Here is a 19212-nt window from a genome sequence, read left to right on the forward strand (position 1 = left end):
CGGCAACCTGTTCCTCGCGCGCCGGAGACTGATGGCATGAGGACAAGTCCGTCCAAAATCATGGATTGGGCGCCTCAGGGCAGCCTATTCAGGCGTAATGAACGCGAAATCGGGGCAAACCCCCAAATTCAAAGCCTGATTGTTCCGGTATCGGCGCAGCCGAAGCGGTAAATCAGACGTTCCTTTACTCATAGGCGAACAGTTTTCTTGCATTCACGGTGCCATGCTGCTGAAGCTTGCGCAAAGCTTTAGGAACATGACCCATGCCGCCAATTGATCTGCCGTTTTCGCACGCTGAATATGACCGCCGTATCGCCAAAACGCGCGCCGCGATGTCCAGACAGGGTCTTGACGTCTTGTTTGTCACAGATCCGTCAAATCAGGCCTGGCTGACCGGATATGACGGCTGGTCCTTCTATGTCCATCAAGGGGTGATTCTGGGACTGGAGGGTGATCCGGTCTGGTGGGGGCGCAATCAGGACACCAATGGCGCTTTGCGCACCGTGTGGATGTCTGCGGATCATGTCCGTGGCTATGCCGACGGCTTTGTTCAGTCCACCGAACGTCATCCGATGCAGGATCTTGCGCGGGTTCTGGGCGAATTGGGTCTGAACCGCGGCCGGGTCGGGGTCGAGATGGACAACTACTATTATTCAGCCAAGGCACATAGCGAACTTGCCGCACATCTTGGCGGGGCGGAACTTGTCGACGCCACGGCGCTGGTGAACTGGCAACGCACGGTAAAATCCGAGGCCGAGGTGGCGTTCATGCGCAAGGCCGCTGCGATCTCGGAAAAGATCGTGGATGGATTGATGGAACGTGTCGAGCCCGGTGTCGCCAAGAACGACGTGGTGGCCGAGATTTACCGCGATGCCATCACCGGCGTTGACGGTGCCTGGGGCGATTATCCCGCCATCGTGCCTCTGCTGCCATCCGGGAGCGACGCCGCCGCGCCACATCTGACATGGGACGGGCGTGCCTTTGCGACCGGAGAAGCGACATTCTTCGAGATTTCCGGCTGCTATCGCCGCTATCACACGCCGTTCTGCAGAACGATCTTTCTGGGCACGCCGCCCGATTTCCTGCGCCGTGCCGAGGCCGCCCTGGTCGAGGGGCTGGAGGCAGGGCTTGAAGCGGCGCGCGCCGGGAACCGCGCCTGCGATATCGCCAATGCGCTTGCCGCGCCATTGGAGCGCGCCGGGATCGAGCGCGGGGCGCGCTGCGGCTATCCGATCGGCTTGAGCTATCCCCCAGACTGGGGCGAACGGACGATTTCGCTGCGTGCCGAAGATGAGAGCGTGCTGCAGCCGGGCATGACCTTCCATTTCATGCCGGGCCTCTGGATGAAGGATTGGGGGATCGAGATCACCGAAAGCATCCTGATCCGGGAAGAGGGTCCCGCTGAATCCTTCTGTAACCGTCCCCGCGAGATCTTCGTCAAACCATGATCCCGCTTGAACGCACCATCACCACATTGGCGCGGCTTATTGGCTATCCGACTGTATCAAGCGACAGCAACCTCGCCCTGATCAGAGATCTCGCCGCTGCGCTGGAACAGCTCGGCGCGCGGGTCGATATCTTCGAGGATGCAACCGGCACCAAGGCCAATCTTTTCGCCACGCTGGGGCCGGATCGGGACGGCGGTCTGGTTCTGTCGGGTCATAGCGATGTGGTGCCGGTCGCGGATCAGGATTGGTCATCCGATCCTTTCGTGATGCGCGAAGACGGTGACCGGCTATATGGGCGCGGCACCTGTGACATGAAAGGGTTCATCGCGGCGGCCATAACGACGGCGGAACGCTATGCGCAGATGGAGTTGCAGCGCCCCATCCATTTTGCCTTTACCCACGATGAAGAAGTCGGCTGCATCGGCGCGCGCGCCCTTGTTGATGAGTTGCGAGCGCGCCGGGTGCGTCCATCCATGGTGGTGATCGGTGAACCGACCGAAATGCGCGTGATCGAGGGGCACAAGGGATGTTGCGAATACACCGTGCGCTTCGAGGGGCGGGAAGGGCACGGCTCGAACCCGGATGCCGGGGTGAACGCTGCGGAATACGCCGCGCGATATGCGGCGCGTTTGCTGGCCCTGCGCGAAGATCTGATTGCCCGCAGGCCTGTGTCCAGCCGGTTCGACCCGCCCTGGACCACTCTGAACATCGGGCGGATCAGTGGCGGCACGGCGCATAACATCATTTCAGGCAAAGCCGAGATCGATTGGGAAATGCGCCCCGTACAGGACAGCGACGCAGGTTTCGTCAAAGACGAGATGCATCACTATACGCAGGATATCCTTTTGCCAGCCATGCGCGCTGTGGATCCGAATGCTGTGATCGAGACCGAGACCATCGGCGAAATCGCCGGTCTGGAGCCTGCCGAAACCAATGTCGCGCGCGATGTGATCATGGCTTTGAGCGGGGCGAATGGCGCGGACTTGGTCTCATTCGGCACCGAGGCTGGATTGTTCCAGCAACTGGGTGCAGATGTGATCGTCTGCGGGCCCGGCTCGATCGAACAGGCGCATAAGCCCGACGAATTCATCAGCCGCGATCAACTGGCCGCCTGTCTTGATCTGCTGGAAAAGCTGGGGGCCCATATGTGCGATCCGGGCCGATACATCCCGCAGAAATAAAAAAAGGCCGCGACATCACTGCCGCGGCCTTTCAACTGTCGCAGGACAGTCTGAATCAGTTGGTCACAGCACCAAATGTCGCAAGAAACGCGGCGAGGTTCGTGGCGTCTTCTTCCTTGCGGACTTTGAACGCCATGTTGCTGCGCGCTTTGCTGTCATCAAGATACTCGGCCAGAAACGCTTTGGGGTCCTGAATATAAGCCGCGATCAGCGATTCATCCCAAACCAGACCCGATTCACCTGCGGCCACAAGGGATTTCCCGTAACGGAAGCCTTCGACCGACCCAGCGTTGCGGCCGATCAGACCGTAAAGGTTCGGGCCCGTCTTGGCGTTCTTGCCGGCCAATGTGGTGCCTTCGCCGTCAACAACGACGTGGCAGGTGCTGCACTGACGAGCAAATGCCTGTTCGCCTGCTTCAAGATCAGCCTCCGCAAAAACGGGGGCAGCGATCAGTGTGAAAATCACGGTTGCGATCATGCGGTTCATGGTAGTCCTCCATTCGACTCTCGCGCCAATACGTAATGTATCTGCGCCAGAGTCAACAGTCACAACTGTGATATGTCTACGCGACTGCGTGGGAAACCGCGCACTGCTTCCACAGCGTTTTCAGTGCAAGAACCAGATGTTCGATGTCATCCGTGTCGTGCAGAGGTGACGGGGTAAAGCGCAACCGCTCGGTTCCCTTTGGAACCGTGGGATAGTTGATCGGTTGCACATAGATGCCCCATTCCTGCATCAGGTAATCAGACAGCATCCGGCACTTGACGGGATCCTTGATCATGACGGGGATGATATGGCTGGAGTTGTCCAGGTGGGGGATGCCTTCCTGATCCAGCCGCTTGCGCAGATAGGCCACACGTTCGCGTTGGGCCATCCGCTCGGAATCGCTTTCCTTGAGGTGGCGGATCGATGCGCGTGCGGCCATGGCAACAGCCGGGGGCAAGGCGGTGGTAAAGATGAACCCGCTTGAGAAAGAGCGGATGAAATCGCACATCGCCTCGGAACCGGTGATGTAGCCACCGACAACGCCATAGGCCTTGCCCAGTGTGCCTTCGATCAGCGTGATGCGATCCGCAAGCCCTTCCTGCTCGGAAATGCCGCCGCCGCGCGCGCCGTAAAGGCCGACCGCGTGGACCTCGTCCAGATAGGTCATGGCACCGTGTTTTTCGGCCACCTCGACGATCTCCTTGATCGGGGCAATGTCACCGTCCATCGAATAGACGCTTTCGAACGCAACGATCTTGGGGGCGTTTGCAGGCAGGGCGGCAAGCTTGCGATCCAGATCTTCAGGATCATTGTGCCGCCAGATGACTTTCTGGCAGCGGGCGTGGCGGATACCTTCGATCATGGATGCATGGTTCAGTTCATCCGACAGGATCACTGCATCAGGCAGGCGCGATCCCAGTGTCGACAGAGCCGCCCAGTTGGACACATAGCCCGAGGTGAACAGCAGCGCCTGTTCCTTGCCATGCAGATCGGCAAGTTCGGCTTCCAGCAGCTTGTGGGCATGGTTGGTGCCCGAGATGTTGCGCGTTCCTCCGGCACCGGCACCGCAACTGTCGATGGCATCTTTCATGGCCTGCGTCACCGTCGGGTGCTGACCCATGCCAAGATAATCATTCGAGCACCAGACGGTTACTTCGTCGGGCGCTTCGCTATCATGGCATTTGGCGCGTGGGAATTGACCGGATTTGCGTTCGAGTTCGGCAAAGATGCGATAATTGCCTTCCTCTTTGAGTGAATCCAGTTGTGATTGAAAAAGAGCGTCAAAGTCCATGTGCGTCCTCGTGTCTTCTGGGTAGCGATTGTTGTTGTATCTTGGGAGTTGCGCTTTCCTGCGGCAGCATCCAGCGCCAGAGCCGTTCATCCGGCAGCGGCAGAACCATCAGCCAGTGTTCCAGCAGAGCCAGAGCGGTGATGGCAGTGAGAAGGGAAAAGCCGATGGCCTCCCCGGGAGTAGAAGCAGCATGGAGGCGTTCCAGCCAGCAAGCAGCGGCGAATGTCAGCGCGGTTACCGAAATCGGAAACACCCAGTTCAGGCGTGCGATGCGGAAGTGGCTGGGCAGATGCATCAGCGCCGTGGGCAGAAACTGGACGTTGATCTTGGGAACACCGAAAAACAGGTTCAGCTTGGCCGAGACCCGCGCAAAGTAAAGGATCACGAAGGTCCACATTCCAAAGGTGTTCTCGGCACCCCAGCCATTGACCAGCACGATGATCAGAGCACCAACCAGCAGGATCTCGTGATAGGCCACGGTCCCCCATGCGCGCAGGAATCTCTCCCATTCGTTGGCTTCGGGCGGGCATGGTTTCTGGATCGGTCCGGAAATCACCCCCGTCAGAAAAGCCAGTTCGATCCAGCCCCAGATCGCCAATGCCGACAAAAACGCGGCATGGGCTCCCATGATGGACGTAGCGTTCAGGCTTGCCTCATATCCCCAGATGCCCAAAGCCAGAATGGGCAGGCCGATCACTGTCGCCAGCCTGCGTAGGCGCAGCCCTCCGCGGTCGGCATATTTGACCGCCATCAGAATTGCCCCGGTGGCGAACCACCAGACAAAAAGGGCAATCAGGGCTGCTATCCAGGGTGTCATCAATACACCGGTTCCAGACGGACGTTTTCAGGTACCGCGTGCTTCTTGACCGGGATCAGCATCAGCGAAACAAAGCATCTTGCCGCCCGCAGCTGTGCGCCGATCTTCTTGAGCGGTTTCTTGTTCGCAACCGCATCGGCCAGATCAACATTCGCCCTTTGCAACGCTTCAAGCGTCGGCTGCCAGCGCGGATGGTCGATATCCAGGGTGATCGGAAAGATCTGCTCGGTCAGCTTGGAGGTCTTGGTAAAGACTTCATGGGCGTACCAGTCAGGATCCACGCCCAGCGCCTTGTGAAACGCGGGCCGCTGATGGTCACGCACATACATCGTCGCAAAGACCGCCGTCAGGAAGAACTTGATCCAATAGACATTCACGCCGGATGTCAGTTTGGGGTCGGTCTTCATCAGCAGGGCAAAGGCTTCGCCATGGCTGAACTCGTCGTTGCACCACTCGCGGAACCATTTGAAGATCGGGTGGAACCGATACTCAGGGTTGGCCTCCAGATGACGGAAGATCGTGATGTAACGGGCATAGCCGATCTTTTCCGACAGATAGGTCGCGTAATAGATGAACTTGGGCCGGAAGTAGGTGTATTTCTTCTTCTGCGTCAGGAACCCAAGGTTTACCCGCAGACCGGCTTCGCGCAGCGCATCGTTGATGAAGCCGGCATGCCGTGCTTCGTCCCGCGCCATGAGCTGGAACAGTTGCGTGATGTCCTTGTTGTTCCCGCGCCGCTTCATCTCCTTGTAGAGAACGCAGCCCGAGAACTCGGCCGTGCAGGAAGAAATCAGGAAGTCGATGAACTCTTTCTTCAACGCGGGCTCCATCCCGTCCCAATCGACGTGATCCCAGTCTTCGTTCTTCTTGAAATGACCCTTGTTGGGATCCGCTTCCATCTGCGCAATCAGCTTGTCCCAATCGTCACGCACCGAGCTGACGTCAATCGCGTCCAGCTCATCGAAATCGGTGGTGTAAAAGCGCGGCGTCAGCAGCGTGTTCTGCATGGCCGTTTCGGTGGCCATTTCATCGTTATACTGCTGGTCCTGCGCTTCTGCGATGGCCAGTCCCTCTTCGACGGTTGTCGCGTCGGCGGTGTGTTTTGAATGGGCGTTCATAGTTTCACGTCCTCTGAAAAGGAGAATTCGCACAGCTCCATGAATTCGAAATCACCGGTCATCCGGGTCCAGAGCTGTTCCAGTTTGCTTGCGCGAAAGATCACGGCTTCGCGGTCCTCAACGACCACTTCTCCGTAGGGGGCCATGATCTCGGGGCCTTTCACGATCACTTCGTCACCGGGATTGATCACGGTGCCGTCGGTGAATTTCACATGCGCATGCAAGCTATCGAAACAATGGCTGACTTCGACCTGGCAAGGGTGTCTTTCAACTTCTTTTGTAAGTAGTCCCATGGTTGGCTTCCTTTCCTTGGGTTACGATGGGTCCAGCAGCCTGGCAAAGCTGCGGAAATTTGAGGCACCAAAACCCATCAGGTCGGCACTCCAGCCGGTTGATGGATCCAGGATCGACAGGCGGTTGCCTTCGCGCAGCTGCACCAGCACCGGCGCGTCAAGCGGAACACCATGTTTGCTGCGCTCACGGTCGATGACGCGTTGCACGCCGGCGATGAAGCCGCCCTCTTCGCCGGGCAGGTCCGCAAGAACCGACCCGTTGGCATCCAGAACAAGTGCGGCACCCGAGGTGTCACCGGACAAAAACACTGCGCGTTCGGCGATGACCGGCGCATCCGGCGGTGTCCCTTCAAGCGGGCGACCCGTGATCCGGGCGGCCGCGACAAGCACGAGGCACACAACGACGAGCGCGAACATGGCGCGCACCAGGAAGATGGGAACAAGTTCGTCATCCTTGTGGCGCAAGCGGGGGGTGTTTGGCGTATCGCTCATATCCCTCACTCCGCCGCAACGACAGAATCACCGGACGGCATCGCCGCCTCGGACTTGCGCACAACCCGTGGCGTGGACACGCGCGCTTCTGCGGCATCGGCAATCAACCCTGCCACATGCTCTGCATTCGGGATGCAACGCAGTGACGGCTGGGTCGGGTTGAAATGCCAGGGACGCAAATGCGGCCAGCACAGAATATAGCTGAGCTTTGTTTCACCCATGGTCTCGAAGGCGATTGTGCCGCTGCCTCCCTTGCGCAGGTCCAGCATGGCGTTGGCGATCTGGGTATAGGGAAGGTTCAGCGTCATGGTCAGCGCCGCACCGATCCGCATCGCAACACGGCGGTTGGTCACCGTGTACATGGTGGCACGCGCTTGCAGATACCCGGTCAGCCCCAGCAAGAAGGTCGCGATCGCAGCCAGAAAAACAAATGGCAGTGCCGCCGCAAAGGCCTGAGCCAGAGGCATCTGGTCCACGACCGATATGAACCGCCAGAGCGTCAGCACGGCAAAGTAACCCCAGACCCACGGCAGGCTCATGGCCTCCCAGGTCAGACGCCACCAGTTCGGGCGTCCTTGCCATAGGATGGTTTCCCCTTCGGGGGGGAGTTCCGGGAGCCCCTCAACGGGCTCTACTTCAAAGTCGTCGTGAGACATGGCGAGTATCTCCTGTTTTCGTTTCAAGATGGCGGCGCGCCCTGCAAGGCAATGCGCGCCGCCGGTGAGGCGTTAGATCTGCGGTTCTTGACGGGAGGCGTCGGCATAAAGATGCCCGCCACCGTAGTATGCGCTGACCTTGTCTTCTTCGAGCAGGGTGACCTGCTTGGGCGACGCCACCATCGGTACGGTTGCGAAATGCTTGGCATAGATCGAGTTGATCTTGACCTTGCCGCCCCAGATGCGCGCCATGGTCATCGGCACAAGACGCGTGCCCTCGCCCCATTTGGCGTCCAGCCTGTACTCGAGGTAGCGGACAAGCTGCTCTGGCTCATCAACCCACATATCGGTGACTTCACCCACGATCTCGCCGTCGCCCGACATCACGGGCATCCCACGCGGGTCACGACCGGCGGCAACGGAAAAGGCTTCGTTCAGGGCCATAGGAACGATCTTGGGGTGGCCATGGCCATCCAGTTCAGGAACATCCCGGCGCGGAGCCCATGAGGCCGGGCCAACACCATCCAGCATCGGATCGCCTGTGGGCTCGAGCGGGAAGCCGTTCGCAGCAGTGACTTTTTTCAAAGCGATGTCTGCACGCTCGGGTATCTGGCCGCTTGGAACGGTCAACTCACCGCGCCCGTGGGGCAGTTTGAACGTCTTGTCTTCCGGAAGCGGAAACATGCTTGGGTTGGATGACGGATTGCCCGAGTCATCTTCGAGCGGATAGCCCTCACGCATGTTTTCGCGCTGGATGTAGTACAGCAACAGCGCAAAGAACGCGTAAAACAGCCAAAGCGTTGATGCTGCGAGATCAAAGCCTCCGAAGAATGGTTCAGTCATGTCATGTCCCTCCTATGCGGACAGTTTTCGTCAGGCAGGAAAATCGGCCAGGCCAAGTCTGGTCCGTTCCACTGTTTTCGGTTGATAGGTGCCCGACGTGCGAACCAGAGGTCCCAGAACGACAAGCGTGAGAAAGAGAAGGCCAATTTCCGCGTGATAAACGAAAGAATAGCCGGTGGTGGGTGTTGCGAGGCCCTCGCCCAGGGTCCCGGACATTGCGATGGATCCGATCCAGTCACGCAACGTGCCGCCCAGGGCGATGGCGCTGCCTGCGGCCGTGGCCTGAGCCGCGCCCCATGCACCCAAAGCCAGGCCGCGCCCGGCGACACCGGTGGCTGGCATGCTCATGGCGGCCATCAGGGTCGAGACCGCGAAGAGACCGCCGCCAAAACCGATCAGGACGACACCGGAAAAGAACAGCTCTGCCGAGTTCAGCGGGGCCGCAAAGATAACGACCGAAAAGGCCACGACCCCCGCCAGAATGCCCATACCCGCCAGACGATATGGGTCTGATCCACGGTTCAACTGGCGTCCTGCCAGGGCAAAGCCCGCAAGCGCGCCCGCCGCCCAGAGCGCCGTCAAAAGCGTGGTGCTGCTGACAGAGAGGCCCAGGATTTCACCGCCATAAGGCTCAAGCAGAACGTCCTGCATGTTGAAGGCCAGCGTACCGACAAAGACACAGGCCAAAAGCCGACCGGCCTGACCGCCTCTGGCGAAATCAGCCCACGCGTCGCGGAACAACGGACGGGGCTCTTCGCGTTCGGCCCGGCTCATCGGGCGGACTTTTTCCTGTTTCCAAAGCGCCAGCAGGTTCAGAACCACACCGACAACCGCGGCACCCTGCACAACCCGGATCAACAACAGATCCGAGTAATTCGTCAGAATGGTTCCGATGATGATGGACGATACGCCCATACCGACCAGGAACATCACATAAAGAAGCGCCACAACGCGCGGGCGCGTCTCGTCCGAGGCGCGATCGGCGGCCAGCGCCAGACCTGCGGTTTGGGTCATGTGCATGCCCAGACCGGTCATCAGGAACGCCAGCGCCGCCAGAACCTGACCGGCAAAGGGAACCGTGTAATACACGTCGCCACCCAGGACGAGCAGCGCGAATGGCATGATCGCCAGGCCACCGAACTGCCAGAGCGAGCCGAACCAGATGTAAGGCACCCGCTTCCAGCCAAGTGCGGAACGGTAGGTATCGCTGCGGAACCCAAGCAGAGCGCGGAAGGGTGCGATCAGCACCGGCAGCGCGATCATGATCGCAACAATCATCGCAGGGACGCTGAGTTCAACGATCATCACGCGGTTCAGCGTGCCCAGCAACATCACGGACGCCATGCCCACGGACACCTGAAACAGCGAAAGCCGCAGCAGTTGCGCCATCGGCAACCCGTCACTTGCCGCATCCGCAAAGGGCAGCGCGCGTAAACTGACGGTTTTCAGGCGAGCCTTCATGGGCGCAGTTCCATGGCTTGAGAAATGTAAAAACCGGATGTGACCTGATCCACGGCACGCAGCTTGCGCTTGACGCCCTGCTCCATGACATCCTGAGCCAGACGATCCGCATCATGCGGGATCATTACGGGCGAGCGGTCGGAGCGCGGGAACAGTTTGCCCGCGTACCACATGCCCATCAGCAGCCGGGTGCGCGGTGCCACGGTGAACACAACGCGACCCGAGACCCGCGGTTCAAGCTGCTTGAGCGCTTTGCCGATGTCAGAGCCTGTATAGTAGATCAGACTGTCCATAGCGACGACATGGTCAAACTCACCCAGCCGTTCGTGCAACATGTCACCGCTTGTGAAGGTGATCCGCGGTGCCAGCTCTTCCGGCGTGCGCAGCTCGGCAATATTCACAAGGCTGGGCGAGATGTCACATGCCACAACCTCAGCCCCGCGTTTGGCCAGTTCGATCGACATCTGACCCGCACCGCAGCCTGCATCCAGCACGCGCTGTCCGGTCATATCGGCAGGCAAACGGCTGAGCATCAGGGCACGCATCTTGTCGCGACCAGCCCGCACCGTCTCACGCACCTTGGACACAGGCGCGTCGCTTGTCAGCTGCTCCCATGTTTTGGTGGCAGTCTTGTCGAAATAGGTTTCGACACGGTTCAGTGTCTGGTCATAGGCACCCATCAGTCGAACCCCAAAAGCTCGAAGATGTCCCGGTCTTCCAAGGGCTTGGGGGTCATCGCTTCGGTGCCGTTATAGAGCGCTTCGGCCAGACGGATGTACTCGGCGCGGCACCGGACGATATCCTCGTCATCATCCATTTCGAACAGGGTTTTCTTTTTCAGGCGCGACCGGCGGATTGCATCCACATCAGGCATATGCCCGATCCGTTTGAATCCGACGGTGTCGCAAAACCGGTCCACCTCATCGGTGTCTTTTGACCGGTTTGCGACACAGCCAGCGAGCCTGACCTTGTAATTCGATGACTTTGCCTGAACCGCGGCGATGATACGGTTCATGGCATAGATGCTGTCAAAGTCGTTTGCGGTGACGATCAGCGCGCGATCCGCATGCTGCAGGGGCGCTGCGAACCCGCCGCAGACCACGTCGCCCAGGACGTCAAAGATCACCACATCGGTGTCGTCCAGAAGATGGTGCTGTTTCAGCAGTTTCACCGTCTGACCCACCACATAGCCCCCGCAGCCAGTGCCCGCAGGCGGGCCACCGGCCTCGATGCACATCACGCCGTTATAACCGGGTGTCACGAAATCTTCGGGGCGCAGCTCTTCGGCGTGGAAATCGACCTCTTTGAGAATATCGATCACCGTGGGCTGCAACTGCCCGGTCAAGGTGAAGGTGCTGTCATGTTTGGGATCGCAGCCGATCTGCAAAACACGTTTGCCCAGTTTGGAAAACGCCGCCGACAGGTTGGACGATGTGGTCGATTTCCCGATACCGCCCTTGCCATAAACGGCAAAGACCTTGGCACCTTCTATTCTGTCCGAGATGTCCTGATGGACCTGCAGCGAACCTTCGCCATCCTCGCCCTTCTTGAGAATTGGCGGTGCGCCCAGGTTGCGCTTTGCCAGGCCGTCGGCTTCACGCTGTGCAGCGCGGGCCGCTGGGGGGTGTTTGCTATCAAGTGGGCTCATAACGACTTCCTTTCAGAAAGGGAGCGACCCCTCCCTCTTTGAGTTCCAGAAACTTCGAAAAGCGCGAGGCGGTTGCCCCTTGCGCCATCAGTAGAAAGATCCGCATGTTCGAAGTCATTCCGCGGCAACTCCCTCAAGCTGATCTTCCAGCGCATCTGCCGCGTCCTGCAGAGCGGCCAGTGTTTCGGCATCCGGCTGCCAGTAGTTCCGGTCAGACGCCTCAAGCAGGCGGTTGGCCATGCGGCTGGACGCTGTCGGGTTGAGTGCAGCAAGACGGTTGCGCATCTCTTCATCCAGAACAAAGGTTTCGCTGATGCGCTGATAGACCCAGGGATCGACCTGACCTGTGGTCGCGGACCAGCCAAGCGTATTGGTCACGTGCGCTTCGATCTGACGGACACCTTCGGCTCCATGCTTGAGAAGGCCCTCGAAGAATTTCGGGTTCAGCGAGCGCGAGCGTGTCTCAAGCGCGACCTGATCCTTCAGCGTGCGCACCTTGCCGGCACCGCGTGTCTGATCACCGATATAGACGGCGGCTTCGCTGCCTTTGGCCCGTTTCACCGCGCGGGCGATACCGCCCAGCGTGTCAAAGTAGTGATCCACCGTGGTGACACCCAACTCGACCGATTCAAGGTTCTGATAGGCGACATCGACTTCGCTCAGGACCTGTTGCAGCAAGGCCGGGTTGGCACCCGCTTTGCCATCGGTGCCATAGGCGAATGACTTGCGCGCCTCATAGGCATCGGCGAGTTCGTCTTCGTCGCCAAAGGCCGAGCTGTCGACAAGCTGGTTGACGTTCGAGCCATAAGCACCTTCGGCATTCGAGAACACCCGCAGGGCCGCTGTCTTCATGTCGACCCCTGCCTTCTCGGCATAGGCCAGCGCATGCGCTCGCACAAAGTTCATCTCAATTGGCTCGTCGGCCTGAGCGCATTTGAGCGCGGCCTCGGCCAGCAAGCGTGTCTGAAGGGGCAACAGGTCCCGGAAAATCCCCGAAAGCGTCATGATCACGTCAATGCGCGGGCGACCCAGCTCTTCCAGCGGGATCAGATCCGCACCGGCGATACGGCCAAAGCTGTCGAACCGGGGTTTCGCACCCATCAGCGCCAATGCCTGCCCGATCGGGCCGCCGTCGGACTTGATGTTATCCGAGCCCCACAGAACCAACGCGATAGAGCGCGGCAACTGCGGATGAGTATCCAGCAGCAATTGCGCCTGTTTTGCGCCATCGCGGCATGCAAATTCGGTCGGCATGCGGAAGGGATCAAAGGCGTGGATATTGCGCCCGGTTGGCAGAACTTCGGTCGAGCGGATCAGATCGCCGCCCGGCACCGGCTCGATGTAGCGCGCATCCAATGCCCGCATCAGCGCCGGAATTTCAGTGTCTAACTTGAGTATTTCGCTGATGCGCTCGCGCGTTGTTGCATCCGCCGTGTCCATCAGATCCAGATAGGCTTCGCGCTCACTCTCCGAGAACGGCTTGCCCAGAATATGCAAACCTTCAGGGATCAACGCGTCTTCGGTCTCAAGCAGTTTCAGCCAGAGCTGCATGGGCGGCGTACCGGTCATGTCCACGGCTGCGGCCTGCTCGGCGATCAGCTCTTCGAGCTCCTCGCGCTGCGGATCCTCAAGGCCAAGCCTCCGCCACCGCGTCAGGCTGTCTTTAAGCTCCAGAAGCCCTTTATAGAGCCCCGATTGCGCCAGCGGCGGTGTCAGATGCGTGATTGTCACGGCACCGGAACGGCGCTTGGCCAGGGATGCTTCGGACGGGTTGTTTGAAGCATAAAGATAGATGTTGGGCATTTCGCCGATCAGACGATCCGGCCAGTCGCGTGCACCAAGGCCAGACTGTTTGCCGGGCATGAACTCCAGGGCACCGTGCATGCCGAAATGCAGAACGGCGTCGGCCTGGTATGTATTGCGCAGCCACAGATAGAACGTGATGAAGGCATGGGTCGGCGCAAAACCCTTTTCGAACAGCAACCGCATCGGGTCGCCCTCATAACCAAAGGTTGGCTGTACACCGACAAAGATATTGCCGAACTCTTTGCCCAGAACGAATACGCCGCGCCCATCCGACTGGATGCGACCGGGCGCAGGCCCCCAAACGGCTTCGATCGCCTTGAGGGGCGGAGTGTTCTTGACGATATCATCCGCGCTTACATGCGCGGCGACATTGGCCTCCTGGCCATATTGCTGGGCATTGCCTTTGAGGACGGCCTCGCGCAATGCCTCGACGCTTTCGGGAACCTCGATGGTATAGCCTTCGGCTTTCATCGCGTTCATCGTGTTGAACAGGCTCTCAAAGACGCTCAGATAGGCGGCTGTGCCCACGGCACCGGCATTGGGCGGGAAGCCGAACAGAACGATCGCGATTTTCTTTTCGGCGTTCTTGCGCTGGCGCAGACGGGCAAATCGCAGAGCTTTCTCGGCAAGGCTGTCGATCCTCTCGAGGCAGGGCACCATCTGTTTGCTGCCCGCTGCACAGGGGCAATTGTATGCGCAGCCATTGCAGCCTTCCGGGCCAAGACGCCCACCGAAAACCGTCGGGTTTGTTGCTCCGTCCAACTCGGGCAGCGCCACAAGCATCGTTGTTTCGATCGGACCAAGCCCTTGCGCGTCCATCGCCCATTGGCCCAGCGTCTGGAACTCCAGCGGATGCGCGGCGATATATGGAATGTCCAGCTTGCGCAGCAGCGAGACCGCGGCTTCGCTGTCGTTATAGGCCGGCCCACCCACCAGAGAGAAACCGGTCAAGGACACCATCGCGTCGATCTTCGCGCCGGTCTCGCTCAGGAAATACTCATGGATCGCAGGGCGCCCGTCGAGACCCCCGGCAAACGCCGGAACAACCCGCATGCCACGTTTTTCAAATGTCCGGATAACTGCATCGTAATGCGCTGTATCCGAACTCAGCACATAAGACCGCATCATCAGCAGACCAACGGTCGCGATCGGGTCCTTCGGTGCGGGCAGATCCAGGATATTCGTCGTGATCCGTTCCGGCAGGTCGGGATGATAGAGACCGACATCGGGATAATCGATCGGCGCGGCGGCTTCGGGTGCTTCCTTCCAGCCGGTGTCCTTGGCATAGCGATTCAGTAGAAAGCGGATCATCGCCTCGACGTTGTCGTCCGAGCCACCCAGCCAGTATTGCATGGACAGGAACCAGGCCCGCAAGTCCTGGGACTTGCCCGGAATGAACTTCAGGATCTTGGGAAGGCGGCGCAGCAGCGCCATGTTCTTTTGACCGGAATTCGATGACGGCTTTGAGGACCCACGCAGCTTTTTCATCAGCTTCATCGCGCCCGATGCCGGGGCCAACATGTCAAGACTTCCCATCTTGGTCAGCTTCACGATAGAGGCATCCGCCACCATGGCGATCAAGGCATCGCAGCTTTCGCGGCGCGCTTGCAGTACGGGAAGTATGGGGGACACATGTTCTTCCAGAAACAGCAGGTTCGCGACAACGATATCCGCGTTCATGACCGCATCTTTTGCCGCATCGAACGAACCCGGGGTTTCCCCCCATTCGGCAGCCGCATGGATCGACAGCGACAAGCCGGGGTAATCCCGTGCCAACTTGTCCATCGCACGCTCAGCCGGGCCGGCCGCGTGACTGTCCAGCGTGACAATCGCGACCCGGTACCCGGGAATACGTCCGCTCATGCCATGATCATCTCGCATAATGGGCTTTTGCCTCATAGAGAGTGTCGACAGATATCTCGGAAACACCGCGCGAAGCCGCGAAGGTCTCGGTGTTGCGCCGCGCCTTTCCACGCACGAAGAACGGGATCTTCTTGAGCTCCCTTTCGGCATCCGCCAGCCAGATAACCTCTCCAGCGGGTGTCACATGGGGAACCTGCGCAGCGGTTTCCCGGGTGACTTGGGCAGAGGCTGAATCCACCGTTTCCGCAGCGCGCGCCGTGGCCTTGCCGCCGTGGTGGCTGGGTCCGGCTGCATCGTGGAACTCGAAGTCTTCGCGGAACATGGTCAGAAGATGCTCTTCCAGCCCCATGACCAGCGGATGCACCCAGGTATCAAAGATCACGTTCGCGCCTTCGATCCCCATCTGCGGTGAATAGCGTGCCGGGAAATCCTGAACATGAACCGGCGCGGAAATCACGGCGCAGGGGATGCCCAGACGCTTGCCGATGTGACGCTCCATTTGCGTGCCAAGGATCATTTCCGGCGCGAGTTCTTCGATGGTGCGCTCGACTTCGAGATAATCGTCGGTGATCAGAGGCTCGACACCAAAATCCCTGGCAACGGCGCGCAGTTCACGCGCCATCTCGCGGTTGTAACAGCCCATGCCAACCACTTCGAAACCCATCTCGTCACGGGCAATCCGCGCGGCGGCTTTGACATGCGTGCCGTCCCCGAACAGGAACACCCGCTTGCCGGTCAGGTATGTCGAGTCGACCGACTTCGAATACCAGGGCAGGCGCAGGCGGCTGTCATCCAGGTAAGGCTCTACACCGGCGAGTTTTGCCACTTCGTTGACGAAATCGCGCGTGGCACCGACGCCAATCGGCACAACCTTTGTATAGGGTTGGTCCAGTTCACGTTCCATCCACCGCGCCGCTGTCTCAGCCGTTTCGGGATACATCAGAACGTTGAAATGCGCGGCACCCATCCGTTTGATATCCGTCGGCGAGGATGTCATCGGGGCGACAACATTCACGCTGATACCCATGTCGGACAGCAAGGCGGTGACCTCCTGAATGTCGTCGCGATGGCGAAAGCCCAGACCGGTGGGGCCAATCAGGTTTGCACTTATCTGCTTGGTGCGATCCATCGGACGCGCCAGGCTGCGCACGATCTGAAAGAAGGTCTCATCGCAGCCGAAGTTCTCTTTGCGCTGATAGCTGGGCAACTCCAAAGCGATGGTCGGCACGGGAAGGCCCATTGTTTCGGCCATACCACCGGGATCGTCCTGGATCAGTTCGGCGGTACATGAGGCACCGACAATGATGGCTTCGGGCTTGAAGCGGTCATAGGCATCCTGGCAGGCGCTTTTGAACAGATGCGCCGTGTCAGACCCCAGATCGCGCGCCTGAAAGGTCGTGAACGTCACCGGCGGGCGGTGATCGCGGCGTTCAATCATCGTGAACAGCAGATCGGCATAGGTGTCGCCCTGAGGCGCATGAAGCACGAAATGCAGACCAGTCATCCCGGTCGCAACGCGCATGGCACCCACATGGGGAGGGCCTTCATATGTCCAGACCGTCAGCTTCATTCGGCGGCCTCCATTCTCAAAAGACCGGCGCGGCGGATCGGGCGTGAGAACAGACCGGCAAGATCGCCCGCCTGTTCGTAGAAATGCACCGGCGTAAAGACCAGTTCGATGGCCCATTTGGTGGCAAGCCCTTCGGCCTCAAGCGGATTTGCAAGACCCAGTCCGCAAACGGTCAGATCCGGGCGCGCAGCGCGGCACCGGTCCAGTTGCAGATCAATGTCCTGACCCTCCGAGATGGTCGGACCTTCGGCCAAGAGGTCCATATCAGGGCCGACAAGGCCCTTGTGAATGAAGGGAGAACCGACCTCGATCGCCTCCATGCCGCATTCGCGAGTGAGGAAGCGGGCCAGGGGAATTTCCAGCTGGCTGTCAGGGAAGAAGAATACCGACTTGCCGCGCAGGGCCTCGGAGGCTTGCGATATGGCTTTGCGCGCCCTGGCGCGGGGGGCGTCCGTGGCTTGGGCAAATGTTGCGTCATCTACGCCGAACTCATCCGCGATCGCGCGCAACCAGGCGGTTGTACCCTCTTCGCCAAACGGGAACGGGGCCGGGATATGACGGGCACCGCGACGTTCGAGGGCGGCATGCGTGTCACCCAGGAAGGGCTGTGTGACGGCAAAGACCGTGTTTTCGCCGATGCCCATCTCGGTGTCCGCACGCGGCGCAGGAAGAACGCGGATGGGACCGATGCCCATCTTTGACAACAACGAGACGGCCTGTTCTTCGACGACATCGGGCAACGCGCCAACCAGCAGCAACTCGCGGGCGTCGGATGCCGGCAGCACCGGCACCATCGAGGCAAGGCAGGCATCTTCGCCCTGGGTGAACGTGGTCTCGATGCCTGAGCCCGAGAAATTCAGCACCCGAACATGCGGAGCATGCTGTTCGCTCAGCCGCTCGGACGCGCGCTGAAGGTCCAGCTTGATGACTTCGGAGGGGCAGGAGCCGACCAGAAACAACTGGCGGATATCCGGGCGGCGCGCGAGCAATTCGGCCACAACGCGGTCAAGTTCCTGCTGAGCGTCGGCAAGTCCTGCCAGATCGGTTTCTTCAAGGATCGCGGTGCCGAAGCGGGGTTCGGCAAAGATCATGACACCCGCAGCAGATTGCAGAAGATGGGCGCAGGTCCGCGAGCCCACCACCAGAAAGAAAGCATCCTGCATCTTGCGATGCAGCCAGATTATTCCGGTCAGACCACAAAAGACTTCGCGCTGGCCTCTTTGTTTGAGAATCGGCGTATTGCGGCAACCACCGGTCTCCGGCAGGCGGGGCAGTTCGGTCATACCGTCACCTCATTGGGGTCATTGGCCCGAAGGTTGGCTTCTTCGGCTTCGGCCTGAAGCCGGGCCGCGCGCAATTTGAGGATGAACTGAACAGCGTTGATCACGTAGGCAGCATATGCCGCAAGGGCGAGCCACATCTGTTCGACAGAGGTCAGAGCTCCGGTCCAGAGCGCCCAGAGATATGCGGTGTGCAGCGCGATCACAAGGAAGCTGAACACATCCTCCCAAAAGAAGGCTGGGGCGAAAAGGTATTGACCAAAAACGACTTTTTCCCAAATCGCGCCGGTCACCATGATCAGGTACAGGAAGAAAGTCTTGGCCAGGATCGACCCGGTCGCGGCCATGTACCCCTCACCGATCCACAGGTAGCGCAGAACCAGAACCAGCGAGACGACGAACACCAAAAACTGCACGGGAGCCAGAACACCCTGCACCAAAGTCCAGACGGTTTGATCGCGGCGCACGCGCTCCTCTGGAGTATAGAGGCCGTGTCTCAATTGCGCGTTCTGGGTGTGAGGCACCACCGACTCCCCCTTCAAGATTCCGGTCATACAGGGAAGGTATCTCTGGCCAGCACAGAGTGTCAACTAAAACTTACACTTGCCAATACCTGAAGTAACAAAAGCCTAACACATGATGCAAGCAGGGTGTTTAGCCTCTGTGTTTGCTGATATTTATACCTGTTAATCAGTATGTTAGCTTGATGTCGTCTTATTTCCGGAAAACTGTCAATTTTCTTTGACATCTTGTGTCTTGGGCTAGATGCTTACAGCAGAGCGCATGATTCACATGAGCCTCAGGCGTGGATGCCTGATGAGTGGGGTTGCTATAATGGCCCATGACGACCAGAACTTTTCCGAGGCAAGCGGCGTTCTGCCATTTGCTTCTCTGGCGCTTGAAGTGGTGTCAGTCATCAATGAGCGCCAGGCGAAAGTGCAAGCCAATCAGGCGCGCC

The 19212-nt window shown here is 59.4% G+C and carries 17 protein-coding genes; 2 read left to right on the plus strand and 15 right to left on the minus strand.

The window, feature by feature from the left end:
• The first annotated feature begins 263 nt into the window (after window positions 1–263).
• Window positions 264–1448, plus strand: a complete 1185-nt coding sequence (locus WAO69_RS01310; RefSeq protein WP_422175953.1) for a M24 family metallopeptidase — start codon at window positions 264–266, stop codon at window positions 1446–1448.
• Window positions 1445–2629: an acetylornithine deacetylase gene (gene argE, locus WAO69_RS01315; protein WP_422175955.1), complete on the plus strand. Its 1185-nt coding sequence runs from the start codon at window positions 1445–1447 to the stop codon at window positions 2627–2629. The genes WAO69_RS01310 and argE overlap by 4 nt, the downstream gene beginning before the upstream one ends.
• A 55-nt stretch (window positions 2630–2684) precedes the next feature.
• Here argE and WAO69_RS01320 read toward each other — a convergent pair whose 3' ends face one another.
• The 15 genes from WAO69_RS01320 to bchF form a co-directional block, all read right to left on the minus strand.
• Complete coding sequence (locus WAO69_RS01320; protein ID WP_422175985.1) at window positions 2685–3116, minus strand: c-type cytochrome; 432 nt, start codon at window positions 3114–3116, stop codon at window positions 2685–2687.
• Window positions 3117–3192: 76 nt separating this feature from the next.
• Window positions 3193–4407, minus strand: a complete 1215-nt coding sequence (gene hemA, locus WAO69_RS01325) for a 5-aminolevulinate synthase (RefSeq protein ID WP_422175957.1) — start codon at window positions 4405–4407, stop codon at window positions 3193–3195.
• Window positions 4397–5224, minus strand: coding sequence for a putative photosynthetic complex assembly protein PuhE (puhE, locus tag WAO69_RS01330; protein WP_422175959.1), 828 nt, complete (start codon window positions 5222–5224; stop codon window positions 4397–4399). Before puhE ends, hemA begins: the two co-directional genes overlap by 11 nt.
• Complete coding sequence (gene acsF, locus WAO69_RS01335) at window positions 5224–6342, minus strand: magnesium-protoporphyrin IX monomethyl ester (oxidative) cyclase (RefSeq protein WP_422175961.1); 1119 nt, start codon at window positions 6340–6342, stop codon at window positions 5224–5226. Before acsF ends, puhE begins: the two co-directional genes overlap by 1 nt.
• Complete coding sequence (locus WAO69_RS01340) at window positions 6339–6635, minus strand: hypothetical protein (RefSeq protein ID WP_422175963.1); 297 nt, start codon at window positions 6633–6635, stop codon at window positions 6339–6341. The genes acsF and WAO69_RS01340 overlap by 4 nt, the downstream gene beginning before the upstream one ends.
• A gap of 21 nt (window positions 6636–6656) precedes the next feature.
• Window positions 6657–7127: a photosynthetic complex assembly protein PuhC gene (gene puhC / locus WAO69_RS01345; RefSeq protein WP_422175965.1), complete on the minus strand. Its 471-nt coding sequence runs from the start codon at window positions 7125–7127 to the stop codon at window positions 6657–6659.
• A gap of 5 nt (window positions 7128–7132) precedes the next feature.
• Window positions 7133–7783: a photosynthetic complex putative assembly protein PuhB gene (gene puhB, locus WAO69_RS01350; RefSeq protein ID WP_422175967.1), complete on the minus strand. Its 651-nt coding sequence runs from the start codon at window positions 7781–7783 to the stop codon at window positions 7133–7135.
• Window positions 7784–7855: 72 nt separating this feature from the next.
• On the minus strand, window positions 7856–8626 hold the full coding sequence (gene puhA, locus WAO69_RS01355) for a photosynthetic reaction center subunit H (protein ID WP_422175969.1): 771 nt from the start codon (window positions 8624–8626) through the stop codon (window positions 7856–7858).
• A 30-nt stretch (window positions 8627–8656) separates the two neighbouring features.
• Window positions 8657–10087, minus strand: a complete 1431-nt coding sequence (locus WAO69_RS01360; RefSeq protein ID WP_422175971.1) for an MFS transporter — start codon at window positions 10085–10087, stop codon at window positions 8657–8659.
• A complete protein-coding gene (gene bchM, locus WAO69_RS01365) occupies window positions 10084–10767 on the minus strand; it encodes a magnesium protoporphyrin IX methyltransferase (RefSeq protein WP_422175973.1) in 684 nt (227 codons plus the stop codon). Before bchM ends, WAO69_RS01360 begins: the two co-directional genes overlap by 4 nt.
• Window positions 10767–11735, minus strand: coding sequence for a ferredoxin:protochlorophyllide reductase (ATP-dependent) iron-sulfur ATP-binding protein (gene bchL, locus WAO69_RS01370; protein WP_422175975.1), 969 nt, complete (start codon window positions 11733–11735; stop codon window positions 10767–10769). Before bchL ends, bchM begins: the two co-directional genes overlap by 1 nt.
• Before the next feature lie 114 nt (window positions 11736–11849).
• Window positions 11850–15422, minus strand: coding sequence for a magnesium chelatase subunit H (locus tag WAO69_RS01375; protein ID WP_422175977.1), 3573 nt, complete (start codon window positions 15420–15422; stop codon window positions 11850–11852).
• Window positions 15412–16974 (minus strand): ferredoxin:protochlorophyllide reductase (ATP-dependent) subunit B, encoded by a 1563-nt coding sequence (gene bchB / locus WAO69_RS01380; RefSeq protein ID WP_422175979.1) that lies wholly within the window; start codon window positions 16972–16974, stop codon window positions 15412–15414. Before bchB ends, WAO69_RS01375 begins: the two co-directional genes overlap by 11 nt.
• On the minus strand, window positions 16971–18257 hold the full coding sequence (locus WAO69_RS01385; protein WP_422175981.1) for a ferredoxin:protochlorophyllide reductase (ATP-dependent) subunit N: 1287 nt from the start codon (window positions 18255–18257) through the stop codon (window positions 16971–16973). Before WAO69_RS01385 ends, bchB begins: the two co-directional genes overlap by 4 nt.
• Window positions 18254–18808 carry a 2-vinyl bacteriochlorophyllide hydratase gene (bchF, locus tag WAO69_RS01390; RefSeq protein ID WP_422175983.1) on the minus strand — a complete coding sequence of 185 codons (555 nt, stop codon included), beginning with the start codon at window positions 18806–18808 and terminating at the stop codon, window positions 18254–18256. The genes WAO69_RS01385 and bchF overlap by 4 nt, the downstream gene beginning before the upstream one ends.
• Window positions 18809–19212: the final 404 nt, after the last annotated feature.

Origin of the sequence: Aestuariivita sp., assembly GCF_049276915.1 — a bacterium.
In the GTDB taxonomy this organism is placed as follows: domain Bacteria; phylum Pseudomonadota; class Alphaproteobacteria; order Rhodobacterales; family Rhodobacteraceae; genus Aestuariivita.